Source organism: Agrobacterium sp. CGMCC 11546, assembly GCF_013365515.1.
GTDB classification, from domain to species: Bacteria; Pseudomonadota; Alphaproteobacteria; order Rhizobiales; family Rhizobiaceae; genus Agrobacterium; species Agrobacterium fabrum.
The window spans coordinates 1,258,901-1,274,116 of record NZ_CP047388.1; the positions used below are offsets into that span (position 1 = coordinate 1,258,901).

Here is a 15,216-nt window from a genome sequence, read left to right on the forward strand (position 1 = left end):
ACGTCGAATAGGGGGTAACCCTCAGATCGGTGGAATCTTGCCGAGCGGAATGAAGCCGCTGACAGTGGCGCGGCCGCGATCCACCACGAGGTCGACGGATGCCCGGTCACCGCCACCGGCGAGCGCGCCGAGCAGCTTGCGGGCGGTATCGATAGTGGATTGCAGCTGCGGAAACGCCTGTTTGGCATTGTCCGACCAGGAGCCGAGCTTTTCGATTTCCAGCTTGAACTGGCCGGAGAGATAACCCTGATCATCGAAGGAAAAGGGGCCGCTGATGCGCATGGTGCGGCCCTCGCCAATATCGGCCACCAAACGGCGAAGCTCGCCGCTTGTGCCATAAAGGCCGGATTTGTCGCTGCCATCCACCATGCCCGCTTTGCCCGCGAGCGTGACATCCAAGATGGCGTCGAGGCGGGGAAGAACCTGCGGCCAGTCCTTGATGACGGTTGCCGAATCGGTGAGCGTGATAGCGCCGTCGAGATCGGCGCCGTTCTGGCGCAGATGCATTTCCGTCTTGACGGCATCGAAGTCGATGGTCTGGCCGGTGACGGAAGAAACCGCCTGCGCCTTCAGCCCGTCGATGACGAGCGAGCTGCGGTCAATGCCCTTCAGCTTGGTGACGATGCTGGACTGCATGTTCTTCCAGGCGGCCGAAATCGTCAGGCCGTGGGCCGAGCGGATTTCCGCTGGCGAATCGAGTTCCCAGACGATGTGGCCGGGATTATAGACCTGCGCCGCCGAGCGAAGTTCGCCGAAGGACGCGGAAACGCCGTTTTGGCTGTCGTCCACCGTCACTTTGGAGCAGAAAAGGCCGATGCGGAAGGGATAACCCTTGAAGGCGATATCGCCACATTCGCCGCTGACGCTGCGGGCCTGCGAGGGGGAGATGACGTTCAGCACCGTCTGTTTCAGCCGTTCTGCGGCGTAAAACCACCCGGCGGTGTAAAGTCCGATAACCACCACGATGGCGACGGCGAGCCAGAGGAATTTTTTGGCCGTGCCGGATTGGCTTGACGCTGCCATATTGATCTCCGATGAACAGACTTCAGATATTTTTGATTTGGCTTGGGATATGGACGATTTTTGGGTCTTTGGCTACGGTTCGTTGATGTGGAACCCCGGCTTCGCTTTCGAGGAGAGGCAGCAGGCCCGGCTGCACGGTTATCGGCGCTCGCTCTGCATCAGTTCCAACTTTTACAGAGGCACGGAGGAGAAACCCGGCCTCGTTCTCGGCCTGGAGCGCGGCGGCTCCTGCCTCGGCGTCGCTTTCCGCGTGCGCGGCAAGGACCACGATCCCGTCATGGCCTATCTGCGCGAGCGCGAACTGGTGACGAATGTCTACAAGGAGCGGGTGGTTTCCATTGCGCTCGCCAATGGCCGGCGCGGCAGCGCGGTGACCTATGTGGCCGATCCCGCCCATGAGCAATATATCGGCGGTCTCGGTGTTGCCGAATCGGCTGTCATCATCGCAGCCGCGACCGGTCGCTCCGGACCGAACACGGATTATGTGTTCAACACCGTGCAGCATCTGCAGGAAATGGGCATTCGCGACTCGCTGCTGGAAAGCATCGCCGCAAGTGTCGGTACGCTTTCGGCTCAGCCGGCGGTTGTTTCCTTGCCCTGAAGTTCGGCAATCCGCTTCACGGCGGTCGGTGGCAGCGGCAAATCCGGGTTGTTGCGCGCGGTTTCCAGAAGCAGTTCGTCGCTCGCCTTTTCCGTCACTTCGATCAGGCGCTTGAAAAACACGTCGGGGTCGAGCCCCGGCTCGATGGCCGGCAGGATACGTACCTTGAAATGGCCGGGGTAACGCATGGTGGACCGGCGCGGCCAGAAGAGGCCGGGATGCATGGCGACGGGAATGACCGGCACCTGAAGGTCCCGGTAAAGCCTTGCGATGCCGTAACGATATTCAGGCTCCGCGCCGGGCGGGCGGCGTGTGCCTTCCGGATAGATGATGAGTTCGCGGCCAGCGGCCATTTCCTCTTTTGCCCGCTCCATCACTTTCAGCATGACCTTGCCACGCGCGGCGCGGTTGACCGGGATCATGCGCTGTTTCATGGCGTACCAGCCGAACAGCGGAATCCACAGGAGTTCACGTTTGAGAATATAGACGGGGTCCGGCAGGTTGGGCAGCAGCGCATAGGTGTCCCAGAAGGACTGATGTTTGGGCGCAAAGATGCAGCCGGTTTCGGGGATGTTTTCGAGGCCTTCGATCTCGAAGGTGGTGCCGACGATGGTCTTCATCAGCCAATGATTGGACCGGGCCCAGTTCTTCGGGATTTCATAGGCGATCTTGCGGGGCAGAATGAAATAGATCGGCGTCAGCACGATCATGCGAACGATCAGATTGAGGTAAAACAGTGTATTGAAAAGAAAAGAGCGCAGCTTGAGCATCAACAGCCTTCCCGGGATGCAGCCGTTCCGATGCCTTGGACAGGCTTCGGTGCCGGATGCCGATGCCAGACGCCTACACGAAAACAAGGGGCGGCAGCAAGCGTGTTTCTGGACGCTTACGACGAAGCCGCGGTAACTTTCGGCGGGGCGTGATCCGTGACGGCCTTGCGCAGACCGTCGCCCTTGCCGAAGCCGGTGAGGTCGCGTCCGGCTGCCGCCACGAACTTCAGATATTCGTAAAGCAGTGTCCGCACCACATCCGGCTCCACGAACCAGTTGGTGCGGACGAGATCGGCGCTGATGACGGGATAGGCGATGAATTCCGTCTGTGGGCTGGCATTGCGCAATTCATGCAGGCTGCGGTGCATGTGATAATTATTGGTGACGACGACAATGGAAGAATAGTTGTGATCACGTATCCAGCTTGCCGCCTCATTGGCGTTGCCGATTGTGTCTATCGCCTTGTAGCCCATGTCCACGCAGCAGGTGAACATGTCGGAAGACCCTTGAGTCATCTTGCGGATCTGCGAGCGGGTGGTGGCCGGGTTGACGCCTGATATCAAAAGCCTCTTGCCCACGCCGTCCCTGAGCAGGCCGACGGCCTGCTCGATGCGCTGATAACCGCCGGTGAGCACGATGATGGCATCGCCTCTTGCTCCCTCGGGCGGGCGCATGGAGGCAACGGAATCGGCAAACCACAAAAAACCGCCGGAAAATGCGCCGAGCGCAATGACGCAAACCAGGATGAGGCCGCGGATAAAACGGCGCAGACGGCCACGCCGCGACAACAGACCCTTTCGGGCCGGCCGCGCCGTCGTCTGATCCTGGTCCATCCGACTCACAAACATTCCTCCTGAATACTCGCCGATTAAGGCAAGGAACAGGCATTTTTGTCCACCGTCCGCAGGTTACATCCGGCGTGTGACGGTTTCAGTTTTCCGGCGAAATTCCGACCGTAATTTCACGATGCGAGGCCGTCGCTTTTCGACGGATCCGATCGGACGCGGTCAATATCGTCGATGGTGCGGATGACCGTCATGCGCGCCGTGATGGTGGTGAGAAGCGCGATGATGATCATCGTCAGGGCAATGCCGAGATAACCGCCGAGACCGACCGAAAACGAGCCAAAAAGCGCGCTCGCCTGATCGCTCTGCGGCGTGGCGACCGTGCTCGACTGCCAGAAACCGGCGACGAGAAACACGGCGGCCGCCAGTGCGCTGCCGGCCGCCGCGCCCTTGAGGCTGATCTTCAGGAAGTGCTTCTGGAATTCACGCGCCACGAAGCTGCTTTCCGCACCGACGAAGTGCAGCACCTCGACGATATGCCGGTTGCCGGAAAGCGCGCCGCGCGTGGCGAACACCACCGTCAGCACCATCGCCGTGAAGACGAGGATGAGCACGCCGACGCCGATCATGACCGTGGTTCTGGCCATGGAAACCAGCCTGTCGACCCAGGTGCGGTGGTCGTCCAGAAAGGCCTGCGGGATTTCCGTCTTCAGCATGTCCCGCATGGCCTGGAAATCGGGCGGGTTGCTTTCATCGATGGTGATGACGACGAGGCGCGGTATGGGAAGTTCGGAAAGATCAAGGCCGCTGCCGAGCCATGGCTCCAGCAGGCGCGATGTCGCCGCATCGTCGAGGATCGTGCCATCGCGGGTGCCGACGAAAGTCAGCGCCAGATTGCGCGCCTTGTTCAGCGCCGCTTCCATGTCCAGCCCGTCCTCGGGCTTGATCTGGATGGTGATCTCGCGGGAAATCTGGCTCTGCCATGTGGCGGCAGTGGCGCGCACCATGGAGACGGCGCCGAGCGTCAGGCAGGCGAGAAATGCCATGATCGCGATCACCACCATCAGCGCATTGCCCTGAATGTTGGAGGGCGGCAGGATGGGCGCCATGGGGCGGATGCGCATGGGCGGGCGTTTCGGCTGGGCCGCTTCGGGTTTCAAGGGCTTGCGGGTGATCTCATTCATATATGTCGAGCCGCCCTTCGGTCAGGATCATCCGGCGCGCGTCGATCTGGTCCATGAGCGCAAAATCATGGGTGGCGATGACGACAGCCGTGCCCAGCCGGTTGAGTTCAAGGAAGAGGTTGAGAAGGCGTTTGGCCATCGGCGGATCGACGTTACCCGTCGGCTCGTCGGCCAGCAGGATTTCCGGCTGGTCCATCAGAGCGCGGGCAATGGCGGCGCGCTGCTTTTCGCCGCCGGAAAGGATGGCCGGCAGCACATTGATGCGCTCGCCAAGCCCAACCCATTTCAGAAGCTCGATCACGTCGTTGCGATAGGCGCTTTCTTCCTTGCCGCGCACGCGCAGCGGCAGGGCGACGTTCTCATAGGTCGTCAGATGATCCAGCAGCCGGAAATCCTGAAACACGATGCCGACGCGGCGGCGCAGCATCGGCAGCTCACTGCGCGGAATGCGCGACACATCGCGGTTGAACATGCGGATATGGCCGCGCGTGGGCTGCAGCGACATTAAAAGCATGCGCAGGAGCGAGGTCTTGCCCGCACCCGAAGGGCCGGTCAGAAACTGGAACGAACCCTTGGGGATATCGAAGGTCATGTCCCTCAGGATCTCGGGTCCCATGCCGTAACGCAACCCGACATTTTCGAAATGGATCAACGGACTTCCAGTCTCTTCGTTTCGTGGTGGTTCGCAACCGCTGTCGCCTGGGGGTGCCGGACGTCGCGGTGTAACCCGGTTCCGGTGGCCTGTGCGAGCCGTTTTTGCGAAGCATTAACCAATTAAATTTAAAACTTGGCAGGATTCGTTGCAATGCCCAGTTTTGCGGGCCGGAAAACCTCACCCAAGGAATTCTATGGCTATGTTCCGTTCATCTCGCCGGCAAGCGGCATTCGATTTTGATCTCCTGATGCCGGAAACACCGGCGCGCCGAACGGCGCGGGCGGCAAACCCCGACCGCGATGTGGTAGACGCGGAATTTGTCACCATCAAGGAAAACCGTGTCCGCCAGCCGGGAAATGACAATCGCGGCGCTGCGCGTCGGCGAATGGTAAAACCGTCCGTCACCATCGGTGCGCTTGGCCTCGCCTTCATCGGCTGGCTGGATCGCAGATTGTCGCGCCTTTCTGCCGATGCCTATTCGGCGCTGGTGGCGGGGCTTGCGATTTTTGTTTTCGTCTGCTCCGGTGGCCTGTCTGTCGTGGTGCCGGAAACCTCGGCGGTCGCCGCCTCGGTCAACCCGCTCGCCATTTCCCATGTCACCATCACGCCGCAGGAAGCGGGCGGCATGGATATATTGCTCATTAACGGCATCGTGGAAAACAATGGCGGCAACCTGGAAGAGGTGCCGGCCCTTCGCGCCGATCTTTTCGCCGCCAAGGGGCAGCTGGTGGCAAGCATGGTCATCGAGCCGCCGGTCAAGGAGATGCAGCCTGGTTTTAGCCACGGTTTTTCAGCAAAACTGCGCCATCCCGGTGGAAAAACGCCCGAGATCAAGCTTTCCTTTGTTGAGGCGGGTGCGTCCGCACGCTGACTGTGCTAACGCGTGGTCTTCGTATTTTTACTGAAAGGTAAAATCGGCAAGGCGCAGCACAGGAGTAAGAATGCCCGTCGTCCGTGGAAAAAACATCGAGCCGCTCTACACCGCCGAGCAGATCGCCGAGCGCAATCGCGATATGGCCAAGCACATTGCCGGTGGCCCGACCAAGGATTTGCTGGTCATTGCCGTACTCAAGGGATCGTTCATTTTCGCGGCCGATCTTATCCGCGCGCTGCATGATAGCGGCTTTGCTCCCGAAGTCGAATTCATCACGCTTTCGAGTTACGGCGCCGGCACGGTTTCCCAAGGGGTGCGGATCGTCAAGGATATCGACAGCGATGTGAAGGACCGCGATGTCCTGCTGATCGACGACATTCTCGAATCCGGCCGAACGCTGCGTTTCGCCAAGGAACTGCTTTACGAGCGCGGCGCCCGCCACGTCACCATCGCCGTGCTGCTCGACAAGAAGGTCAAGCGCAAGGAAGATCTGGAGGCCGACTATGTCGGTTTCGAATGTCCTGACTATTTCGTCGTCGGTTACGGCATGGATGTGGCTTATGCCTTCCGCGAACTGCCTTTTGTCGGCGTCGTGACCGGCGACGCTTGAGCATCTTTGCCGTGCCGGAACGGCACAGGGCGGAGACGCCTCATTAACCATTCACCCAGCCAAAAGCTGGGTGTTTACCTCTTGAAAAGAGGAGCCTGCGATGTTGCTCACGGCTGGAAATGATGCCCAGGAGCAATAAATAATGGCGAAAATTCTGATTACCGAAGACGAGGATGCATTGCGGGCTTTCGTCGCCCGCGCGCTGCGTCTCGACGGTCACGAGACCCATGAGGCGGCTGACGGCGAGCAGGGGCTGGAGAAGCTTCAGGAGACCAGTTTCGATCTTCTTCTTTCGGATATCCGCATGCCGGTCATGGATGGCATCGAGCTGGCGCACCGCGCCGCCGAAAGCTTCCCGGCGATGCGTATTTTGTTGATGACGGGTTATGCCGAGCAGCGCGAACGCGCCGATGATCTGGCGACGAAGATTGTGGACGTGGTTTCCAAGCCCTTTGCGCTGCCGGATATTCGCAAGGCTGTGGCGCGGGCGCTGGCGGCCTGAGCGACGGGATTGCAGAGATTAAAGGGCGGCCCGCGGGCCGCTTTTTTTTGTCGAGGAGTTGTCAGCTCGCTCCTCCGTCATGCTCGGGCCTGTCCCGAGCATCTGCGACGTGTCGATTTATGAGAGGTTGGCGGATACTCGGCACAAAGCCACTGTTGTCCGGTTTAAGTTTCTGGACAAGGCACAAGACTCTCATTCGAATAGGCTTTCCGGATTTTCGCCTTAACCGGACACCAAAGAAGAGCGGCGTCGTCCGATGGGAAGGAAAGTCGTGCCAATTGCGCCGACGTCATCAACTCTGTTGTAACAAGTCGTCCCTGAGCCTTGCGTTTATGGTCACGACGATCTTTCGCATGGTTGCGGCGATAGCGACGATGGGCGGTTTTCCGTTTCGGATGAGGCGTTCGTAGAAGGGGGCGAACTGTCCCTTTCCCTGTGCTGCACACATTGCGGGCATGAACAATGCGGTTTTGGCCTGGGGTCTTCCGCCGCGCTGTCGCCGTCGACCTTTGGCGTTTCCGCTTTCGCTGGGATGGGGAGCGGTTCCGGCAAGGGCTGCGGCCTGGCGGCGATGCAGGGAGCCGAGTTCCGGCAGCTGGGCGATCAGGTTTGCAGCGCTTAGGGTTCCGACGCCGCTGACCGTGGTGCAGATACGGATGCGCCTGGCAAGCCTGTCGCTTCTTTCGACGAGCGCTGCGATTTGGCCATCGAGGGCGTCGATCTGGCGCTGGATGGCACCGAGCATGGCCTTGAACGAGGCTGCGATAGCCTTTGCGCCAGGGGCTTTAGAGCGGTTCTGCTCGGCTACCCTGAGCGCCACCAGATCGGTCCTGCGCCGCACCAACACCTGCAATTCCACCTCATCGGCATCCGGCGCATGCCATAGCGGCAACCTCGCCCAACGCTCGCAGCCATAGGCAGCCATCTGTCTGGCGTCGATGGCGTCGCTTTTGCCAAGCGTTCCCAGCGAACGGATATAGGCTTTGAGCTTCATCACATCGGCGCGATGGCAGGCAATGCCCACTTTGAGGCATTCCTCCAGCAGCATGAGCTCGTATCCGCCGGTCGGTTCGCAGATGACGAAATCCGGCCGCATCGTCTTGAGCAGCGCGCGGACGCCGCAGCGGTTGTTGTCGACGGTCAGGATGCGGCTACCCTCGCTGGCGACGAGACTGTCCTTGGCGACATCGACACCGAGGCATCGAAGGGGTGGCGTGTGCAAAAAGTCCATAGGTCTGCTATCCTTTGCAGGCTTCGGATTGTTTGCGGGCGTGGCGATCAGCGGCCCAATCAACTCTCCAAGCGGTGAAGCAAAGGCGGCAGGGAACCTTGATGACGTCGGGCGTGATCCCGATCCTTGGACGGTCGCCCGCCGCCGGGACTGCGGGCTGTGAAGGGCCCGCAGTCCCGCACCGACAATACCCGGAAAGCAACAAACAATCCTCGGACCTGTCCCGAGGATCTGCCAACGTATTGATTTTATTCGACGTGGTTAGATCCTCGGCACAAGGCCGAGGATGACGTTGAGTGAATGTTCACCCTTCATCACCGACTTCAAGGGACTGCGACCTGCCCGGAAATTTAAACCGGACAGCAGTGGCACAAGGCCGAGGATGACGCCGAGGGGATGGTTACCCTTCAGTAGAAATCTTTCCAATCCTCACCGTATATCCAGCAACCGTTCCAGATAACGCCGTTCTACTTCACCCGGCGGATTGTTGCCGAGCTTTTCCCTGATAGCGTCGAGAATTTCACGGGCGCGCTGCACGTCGATCTCGTCAGGCACCTTCACCGGATCGCCGAAATCCGGACCGGTGGTACTGCGCGGCCGGCCGAGTGGGTCACGGCCGTTTTGCCCGCCCTGACCGGCCATGCCTTCCTGACCTTGCCCAGGCTGCTGGCCCTGCTGGCGCATCGCCTGCATGATCTGGCCCATCATGTCCTGTGCGCCCTGTCGCAGCGCGTTCAGCGCGTTGCCCTGGCCTTCAACCGCCTGTTCGCCCTGACCCTTGCCCAGCGCTTCGCCGGCGCCCTGCATTTCCTGCTGCGCCTTGCCGAAGTTTTCGCCCGGTTCCATGCCGAGATCGCGTAGGCCCTGCTGCAACTCACCGAGTTGCTTGCCAAGAGCATCCTGCTGTGCCCGCAGGTTTTTCAATGCCTCGCGTAGCTGTTCAGCGGTCATCTGGTCGCTCGGCTGTTGTCCGCCCTGCTGACCATTTTGACCCTGTTCGCCTTGCTGGCCCTGCTGCGGCTGCTGGCCGTTTTCGCCCATCTGCTGGTCGTCTTCGTTTTCGCCGCCCTGCTGCGGGTCGCCGCGCTGCATGCGGTCGCGCAACGCCTGATCGAGCTTGAAAGTCTCGTCCATCAACTTCTGCTGCTGCTGAAGAATTTCGCCCAGCTTGTCGATCTGCTGGCGCATCTTGCTGCTCTGTTGCTGTCCCTGCTGGCCTTGCCGCTGCGGGCGGCCAGCCTGCAGATTGTTCATCATGCGCTGTAGCTGCGAGAGCATTTCCTGCGCCGCGTCACGATTGCCGGAACGGGCAAGGTTCTCGATCTGGTTCATCATGTTTTCCAGATCGCGCTGGCGCAGCACGTTCTGGGCCTGATTGTTCATGTTGGCCTGCGGCGCGTTCTGCATGCGCTGCGCCAGCTCGCTCATGAACTGTTGCATCGCTTCGCGCAGCTCCTGCATCAGCTTGGCAACTTCCTCATCGGAAGCATTGCGCTGCAGTGCCTCGGAAAGCGCGGTCTGCGCATCGCGAAGGCGTCTTTCGGCCTGCGAAAGGTCGCCATCTTCAATGCCGAGCGCGATTTCCCAGAGATAATCGGCCGTGTCCTTCAGCATCTCATCATTATAAGCGAGACGCATCCGCGTCTGCGCCGATTGCAGCAGGAGATAATGCGTAGTGTTGGGAATGGTCTCTTCCGGGCGCAGGCCCACCGCCTCATTATAGGCGATCGCCTTCGGCATCTGGCGTGTGTCGAGCGAGAAGATTTGCCGTTGCTCGGCGATCGCAGCCGCCAGCGGTTCGGAGAAGTTGCGGCCCGGCAGCACCATTTCATGCGCGGGGCTGCGGCCGGTCTGGCCGGCGCCATCAGTCGCCACCAGCGTGATGCGCACGCGTTTTCCCGCCATCGGATGTTCGGTCAGGTTACGGCTGGTCAGGCCCTTGATCTCGCGATTGCTCTGACGCGGCAGATCGAGCTTGAATTCCGGCGGCGGGTAAAGTGCTGTCGCGCCTTCCGCCACGCCGATGGGTTCGATGATGGCATGCGCTTCCTTCAGGCCATAATCGTCCTTGGCAGTGAAGCCGATTTCCAGCGCGCCGTTAACGGCGCGGCGCGGCATGTTGTCGAAGGCGATGCTGGGCGGCTGGTCAGGAATGACGTTGAATAGCCATTGTTCACCATTGGCGGTGATCATGCCGCTTTCGGTAACATCCATGGCGAAGGTGCGCGGCGCGACGGGCTGATCCGCTGAGCGGGGTGGCGTCTGGACAGCGACATCGCCGCTGGCGCTGTCGGCGCGCGCGGCTTCGGGCGCAAGCTTCTGCAATGCGCCAGCCATTTCCGGCTCGAAGGTCACTTCCTCACCGCCATCGCCACCGGTCATGCGGATCGTCAGCTTGGAGGATTGCGGCACGGAAACCGCGTCACGGTTTGTCGCGTCACGTCCGGTAAGGAAAATCGGCGCGCGGCCGGTATAGGCGGGCGGGGTGACCCACGCATCGAGACGGATATCTGGGTTGAGCGGACCGACGGCCGGTCGGCTGCGGAAAGCATCGGCAACCGTGCCCGCGCCGTTCGAATAGGAAAAACCGAAAGCGGTGACCAGAAGCAGTGCCGGAATGGCGCGCAGCGCCAGACGGTCATAACGGGCGATATCGGGTTTCGGCAGGCCGGCATTGAGCGCGGCAATGCGCTCCGCCATGCGGATCTGGTGTTCTTTCCAGAGGGCGCGGGAAAACGGCGTGTCGAAAGCGGGTTCGTCTTCCTGCACACCGACCGGCTGGTGCGCCAGGCCGTTGCGATCTTCAAGAAGACGCGAGGCCTCATGATCCGTCGGCCATTTCAGCCGCAGGATCGGCAAAAGCGTGGCGATGAAACTGAAAATCAGAACGAAAACGATGCCGAGCCGCAGGAAATCCGGCATATGCCGGTAAAGGCCAAACCATGACAGTACCAGAAATACGGCGGCGATGGAGAGAGGCCAGAGCGTTTTCGGCGTGATCTTCTCCGAGAGCAGCACGATTTTCGCGAAGAACCGCTTGGCCGCAACCCGCCGGGCAAGGTCCGGCCGCTGCGCGAATGCGCCGGTCGGGCGCTTTCTGCCTGTGCTGTCCTTACCGGCTGTGGTCATCAATCCGTTCTCCCGGTTCTGGCCACGTCGAACGCCATTCCCGGAACGGCGAGCTGTTCATATCACAGGGGCAAGGATAACATTGTTTGTGGCGAAGACGAGGGCACCTAGGCCCTCACCCCCATTTTTTAGGCAGCTTCGCTTGATTGTGATCGATTGCGCAGCGTCAATCGAGCCAGGCGGGCACGGAATCGAGGGCGATCAGTTCCTCATAGGTACCGCGCGGGCGGATGACGTGGAACCTGTCGCCCTTGACGAGCACTTCCGGCACCAGCAGACGCGAATTATAGGTGCCGGCCTGCACCGCGCCATAGGCGCCGGCTGAACTGACGGCGATGAGATCACCCGGCTGCGGTGCCGCCATCTCGCGGTCGAGCGCCAGATAATCGCCGGTTTCGCAGACCGGACCAACGATATCGGCCTTGATGCGCGGCGCGTTCTCTGAAGGCTGCACCACCGGGCGGATGCCGTGATAGGCTTCGTAGAGCGTCGGGCGAATAAGGTCGTTCATGGCGCCATCGACGATCACGAAGGTTTTGTCGCCGCCATCTTTCACATAGATCACTTCCGTCACCAGAATGCCGGCATTGCCGACAATCAGGCGGCCGGGCTCGGTGACGATCTTGCAGTTGAGGCTCTTCAGCTCGTTCTTGACGATATGAGCATAGGCATCCGGCAGCGGCGGCGGATTGTTGTCGTCGCGGTAGGGAATGCCGAGGCCGCCGCCAATATCGACGTGGCTGATCGCATGGCCATCGGTACGCAGCACTTCCACCAGTTCGCGCAGCAGCCGGAAGGCATCTTCGAAAGGCTGCAATTCGGTGATCTGGCTGCCGATATGCATGTCGATGCCGGTGACTTCGATGCCGGGCAGGGTGGCGGCATGGGCATAGACCGCACGCGCCCGCTCATAGGAAATGCCGAACTTGTTTTCTTTTTTTCCGGTGGAAATCTTGGCGTGGGTGCGCGCATCCACATCCGGATTGATGCGGAAGGAGACATGCGCCCGCTTGCCGGCCTTGACGGCGCGCAGGTTGAGGACTTCCAGTTCCGGTTCGGATTCGATGTTGAAGCAATAGATGCCGGCTTCCAGCGCGTAATCCATTTCCGCCACGGTCTTGCCGACACCGGAGAACATGATGCGGCTTGCGGGCACGCCGGCAGCCAGTGCACGGCGCAATTCGCCGCCGGAGACCACGTCGATGCCGGCACCGAGTTTCGCCAGCGTCTTCAGCACCGCCTGGTTGGAATTGGCCTTCATGGCGTAACAGACCATGGCGTCCACATCCGCGAAAGCGCCTGAGAACACCTTGTAGTGGCGCTCCAGCGTTGCTGTGGAATAGACGTAGAAGGGCGTGCCGACCGCCTTGGCGATCTCGGGCACGGGCACGTTTTCGGCGTGCAGCACGCCGTCGATATAGCCAAAATGGTTCACGGCTTTTTACCCGTCAGAGAAGCTTGTCGAGGATGAACGGCCGTTCCGCTGTCGCCGGCTTCGGCTCGCTGCCATCGGCGGCGCGTTTGTTGCGCATTTCGACCGGCGTGCTCGGCGGGTCGATGTCGCCCTTACGCCCGCAGGCACTGAGAGCAAGGCTGACGGCGAGCGTCATGCCGATGGGAACGATGAGTTTGCGCGCGGTTTTTGAAAGCATGAGCCTGTCCAAAGGAAATATGTGCCTCTCTGATAACGAAAAACAGGGCGCTTGTGCACCCTGTTTCTTGTGATCGCAGCGTAACGTGAATTTATCAGTTGCGTCCACGCCACCAGGCGATCTGCTTCCTGACTTCCGAAGGAGCGGTGCCGCCAAAGCTTGTGCGGCTGGCGACCGATGCCTCGACCGAGAGAACGTCGAAAATACCGTTGGTGATGTCGGGGTGGATGGCCTGCAATTCCTCCAGCGAAAGATCGGCCAGATCGCAGCCCTTTTTCTCCGCCAGCGCCACGGCATTGCCGGTCACATGGTGGGCATCGCGGAACGGCAGGCCCGCCTCGCGCACCAGCCAGTCGGCGAGATCGGTGGCTGTGGAATAACCCGAACCGGCGGCCGCACGCATACGGTCCTTGCGCACCTCGAGGTCGCGTATCATGCCGGTCATGGCGGCAATCGCCAATTCCAGGCTTTCGGCGGAGTCGAAAACCTGTTCCTTGTCTTCCTGCATGTCCTTGGAATAGGCGAGCGGCAGGCCCTTCATGACAGTCAGCAGCGCCACCAGCGAGCCGTTGATGCGACCAGTCTTGGCGCGCACCAGTTCGGCGGCGTCAGGGTTCTTTTTCTGCGGCATAATCGAAGAGCCGGTGGAAAAGGCATCCGAGAGGCGGATGAAACCGAATTGCGGCGTCGACCAGATGACGATTTCTTCGGCGAGACGCGACAGATGCGTGGCGCAGATCGAAGCGATCGACAGGAATTCCAGCGCGAAATCGCGGTCGGAGACGGTGTCGATAGAGTTGCGGGTCGGCTCGCGGAAACCGAGCGCCTTGGCTGTCATATGGCGGTCGATGGGGTAGCCGGTGCCGGCCAGCGCGGCTGCGCCGATCGGGCTTTCGTCCAGATGCTCGATGGCGTGCCGCACACGGGCACGGTCACGGCCGAACATTTCCACATAGGCCATGCAATGGTGGCCGAAGGTGACGGGCTGCGCCGTCTGCAGATGGGTGAAGCCGGGCATCACGGTATCGGCATTTTCCTCGGCGCGGTCGAGGAAGGCGGCGATGAGGGCTGTCAACATGCCCTCGGTCTTCTGCAATTCTTCCTTAACCCACAGGCGGAAATCGAGCGCCACCTGGTCGTTGCGCGAGCGCGCGGTGTGCAGGCGGCCGGCCGCCGTACCGATGAGGGTTGCAAGGCGCGCCTCGATGTTCATGTGAATATCTTCGAGCTTGCGCGAGAATTCGAAGGTGCCGGCTTCGATCTCTGACAGGATCGTGTTCAGGCCGTGAACGATCTTCTCTTTATCTTCCTGCGAAATAATGCCTTTTTCCGCCAGCATGGTGGCGTGCGCTATAGAGCCGCGGATGTCCTGGGCATAAAGCTTCTTGTCGAAGCCGATGGAGGCATTTATCTCTTCCATGATGGCTGATGGCCCGGAAGCAAAACGTCCGCCCCACATCTGGTTGGAGGATTTCTGATCTGTGCCGTCAGCCATGTTTAGTGCCCTGGAGTATTCGATGACAGAAAAAACGCCGTTCAGGCTTCCTTCCGCCAAGTTGGTTGCAATTGCTGCCGTTGCCGGTGTGCTCGCCGGTGCTGGCGCGGTCGGGTTCAGGCATATTGGGTCTGAGAGCCCGGTTCAAGGGGCTGCGGTGGCAGAGGGCGGTTTATGTGAGGGTGCTGCAAACCGCATCGCCTCGCTGAAGCCGTTTCTGAAGGGGCAGGTGGCTGCCATGTCGGCGGCGGACAAGCCGCGTGTCATCCCGCTGTCCTTCGAGGGGCCCGAGGCCAAGGACATGACGCTTGCCGATCTCAAGGGCAAGGCGGTTCTTCTCAATCTCTGGGCCACATGGTGTGTACCCTGCCGGGAAGAAATGCCGGCTCTGAACGCGCTGGAGAAGGAAAAGGGCGGTGACAAGTTCGAGGTTGTGGCCGTCAATATCGATGTCGGCGCGGATGAAAAGCCGAAAGCCTTCATGGATGAATACAAGATCGACGCGCTGAAGCATTACCGCGACAGTTCCATGGGCGTCTTCAACGTCCTGAAAAAGGAAGGCCTCGCTTTCGGCCTGCCGGCCACCCTGCTGCTGGATGAAAACGGCTGCCTGCTGGGCGCCATGAACGGGCCGGCCGCCTGGGACAGCGAAGATGCGAAGGCGTTGATATCGGCAGTCAGATGACTGCCGATAGGATTTCTCGA

General features: G+C 60.6%; 15 protein-coding genes. 5 read left to right on the forward strand and 10 right to left on the reverse strand.

What is annotated here, in order from left to right; translation table 11 throughout:
- Nucleotides 1–21: 21 nt before the first annotated feature.
- Complete coding sequence (locus GSF67_RS20385; protein WP_006310375.1) at nt 22–1,023, reverse strand: DUF2125 domain-containing protein; 1,002 nt, start codon at nt 1,021–1,023, stop codon at nt 22–24.
- A gap of 49 nt (nt 1,024–1,072) precedes the next feature.
- Between GSF67_RS20385 and GSF67_RS20390 the strand changes: the two genes are divergently transcribed.
- Nucleotides 1,073–1,624 carry a gamma-glutamylcyclotransferase gene (locus GSF67_RS20390; RefSeq protein WP_035214615.1) on the forward strand — a complete coding sequence of 184 codons (552 nt, stop codon included), beginning with the start codon at nt 1,073–1,075 and terminating at the stop codon, nt 1,622–1,624.
- On the opposite strand, the gene GSF67_RS20395 is transcribed toward GSF67_RS20390, so the two are convergent.
- The 4 genes from GSF67_RS20395 to ftsE form a co-directional block, all read right to left on the reverse strand.
- A complete protein-coding gene (locus GSF67_RS20395) occupies nt 1,597–2,394 on the reverse strand; it encodes a 1-acyl-sn-glycerol-3-phosphate acyltransferase (RefSeq protein WP_006310377.1) in 798 nt (265 codons plus the stop codon). The genes GSF67_RS20390 and GSF67_RS20395 overlap by 28 nt on opposite strands.
- Before the next feature lie 116 nt (nt 2,395–2,510).
- A complete protein-coding gene (locus tag GSF67_RS20400; RefSeq protein WP_006310379.1) occupies nt 2,511–3,227 on the reverse strand; it encodes a YdcF family protein in 717 nt (238 codons plus the stop codon).
- Nucleotides 3,228–3,355: 128 nt separating this feature from the next.
- Nucleotides 3,356–4,363, reverse strand: coding sequence for an ABC transporter permease (locus GSF67_RS20405; RefSeq protein ID WP_006310380.1), 1,008 nt, complete (start codon nt 4,361–4,363; stop codon nt 3,356–3,358).
- Nucleotides 4,356–5,015: a cell division ATP-binding protein FtsE gene (gene ftsE / locus GSF67_RS20410; RefSeq protein ID WP_006310381.1), complete on the reverse strand. Its 660-nt coding sequence runs from the start codon at nt 5,013–5,015 to the stop codon at nt 4,356–4,358. Before ftsE ends, GSF67_RS20405 begins: the two co-directional genes overlap by 8 nt.
- Nucleotides 5,016–5,217: 202 nt before the next feature.
- Between ftsE and GSF67_RS20415 the strand changes: the two genes are divergently transcribed.
- From GSF67_RS20415 to GSF67_RS20425, 3 genes are all read left to right on the forward strand, one after another.
- On the forward strand, nt 5,218–5,889 hold the full coding sequence (locus GSF67_RS20415) for a hypothetical protein (RefSeq protein ID WP_035214611.1): 672 nt from the start codon (nt 5,218–5,220) through the stop codon (nt 5,887–5,889).
- A gap of 70 nt (nt 5,890–5,959) precedes the next feature.
- Entirely contained in the window at nt 5,960–6,502 is a 543-nt protein-coding gene (hpt, locus tag GSF67_RS20420) for a hypoxanthine phosphoribosyltransferase (protein WP_176072076.1), read from the forward strand.
- A gap of 142 nt (nt 6,503–6,644) precedes the next feature.
- Nucleotides 6,645–7,004 carry a response regulator gene (locus GSF67_RS20425; RefSeq protein WP_006310388.1) on the forward strand — a complete coding sequence of 120 codons (360 nt, stop codon included), beginning with the start codon at nt 6,645–6,647 and terminating at the stop codon, nt 7,002–7,004.
- 292 nt (nt 7,005–7,296) lie between these two features.
- On the opposite strand, the gene GSF67_RS20430 is transcribed toward GSF67_RS20425, so the two are convergent.
- The 5 genes from GSF67_RS20430 to argH form a co-directional block, all read right to left on the reverse strand.
- Complete coding sequence (locus tag GSF67_RS20430) at nt 7,297–8,235, reverse strand: IS110 family transposase (RefSeq protein ID WP_006314745.1); 939 nt, start codon at nt 8,233–8,235, stop codon at nt 7,297–7,299.
- Between the two features lie 429 nt (nt 8,236–8,664).
- Entirely contained in the window at nt 8,665–11,364 is a 2,700-nt protein-coding gene (locus GSF67_RS20435) for a TIGR02302 family protein (protein ID WP_006316153.1), read from the reverse strand.
- A gap of 166 nt (nt 11,365–11,530) precedes the next feature.
- Nucleotides 11,531–12,799 (reverse strand): diaminopimelate decarboxylase, encoded by a 1,269-nt coding sequence (gene lysA / locus GSF67_RS20440; RefSeq protein WP_006316154.1) that lies wholly within the window; start codon nt 12,797–12,799, stop codon nt 11,531–11,533.
- 13 nt (nt 12,800–12,812) lie between these two features.
- Nucleotides 12,813–13,016 (reverse strand): lipoprotein, encoded by a 204-nt coding sequence (locus tag GSF67_RS20445; RefSeq protein WP_003509930.1) that lies wholly within the window; start codon nt 13,014–13,016, stop codon nt 12,813–12,815.
- 94 nt (nt 13,017–13,110) lie between these two features.
- The gene (gene argH, locus GSF67_RS20450) at nt 13,111–14,511 is read right to left on the reverse strand and encodes an argininosuccinate lyase (protein WP_006316155.1); all 1,401 of its coding nucleotides are present in this window, start codon (nt 14,509–14,511) and stop codon (nt 13,111–13,113) included.
- A gap of 22 nt (nt 14,512–14,533) precedes the next feature.
- On the opposite strand from argH, the gene GSF67_RS20455 reads away from it, so the two are divergent.
- Nucleotides 14,534–15,196, forward strand: coding sequence for a TlpA disulfide reductase family protein (locus GSF67_RS20455; RefSeq protein ID WP_006316156.1), 663 nt, complete (start codon nt 14,534–14,536; stop codon nt 15,194–15,196).
- Nucleotides 15,197–15,216: the final 20 nt, after the last annotated feature.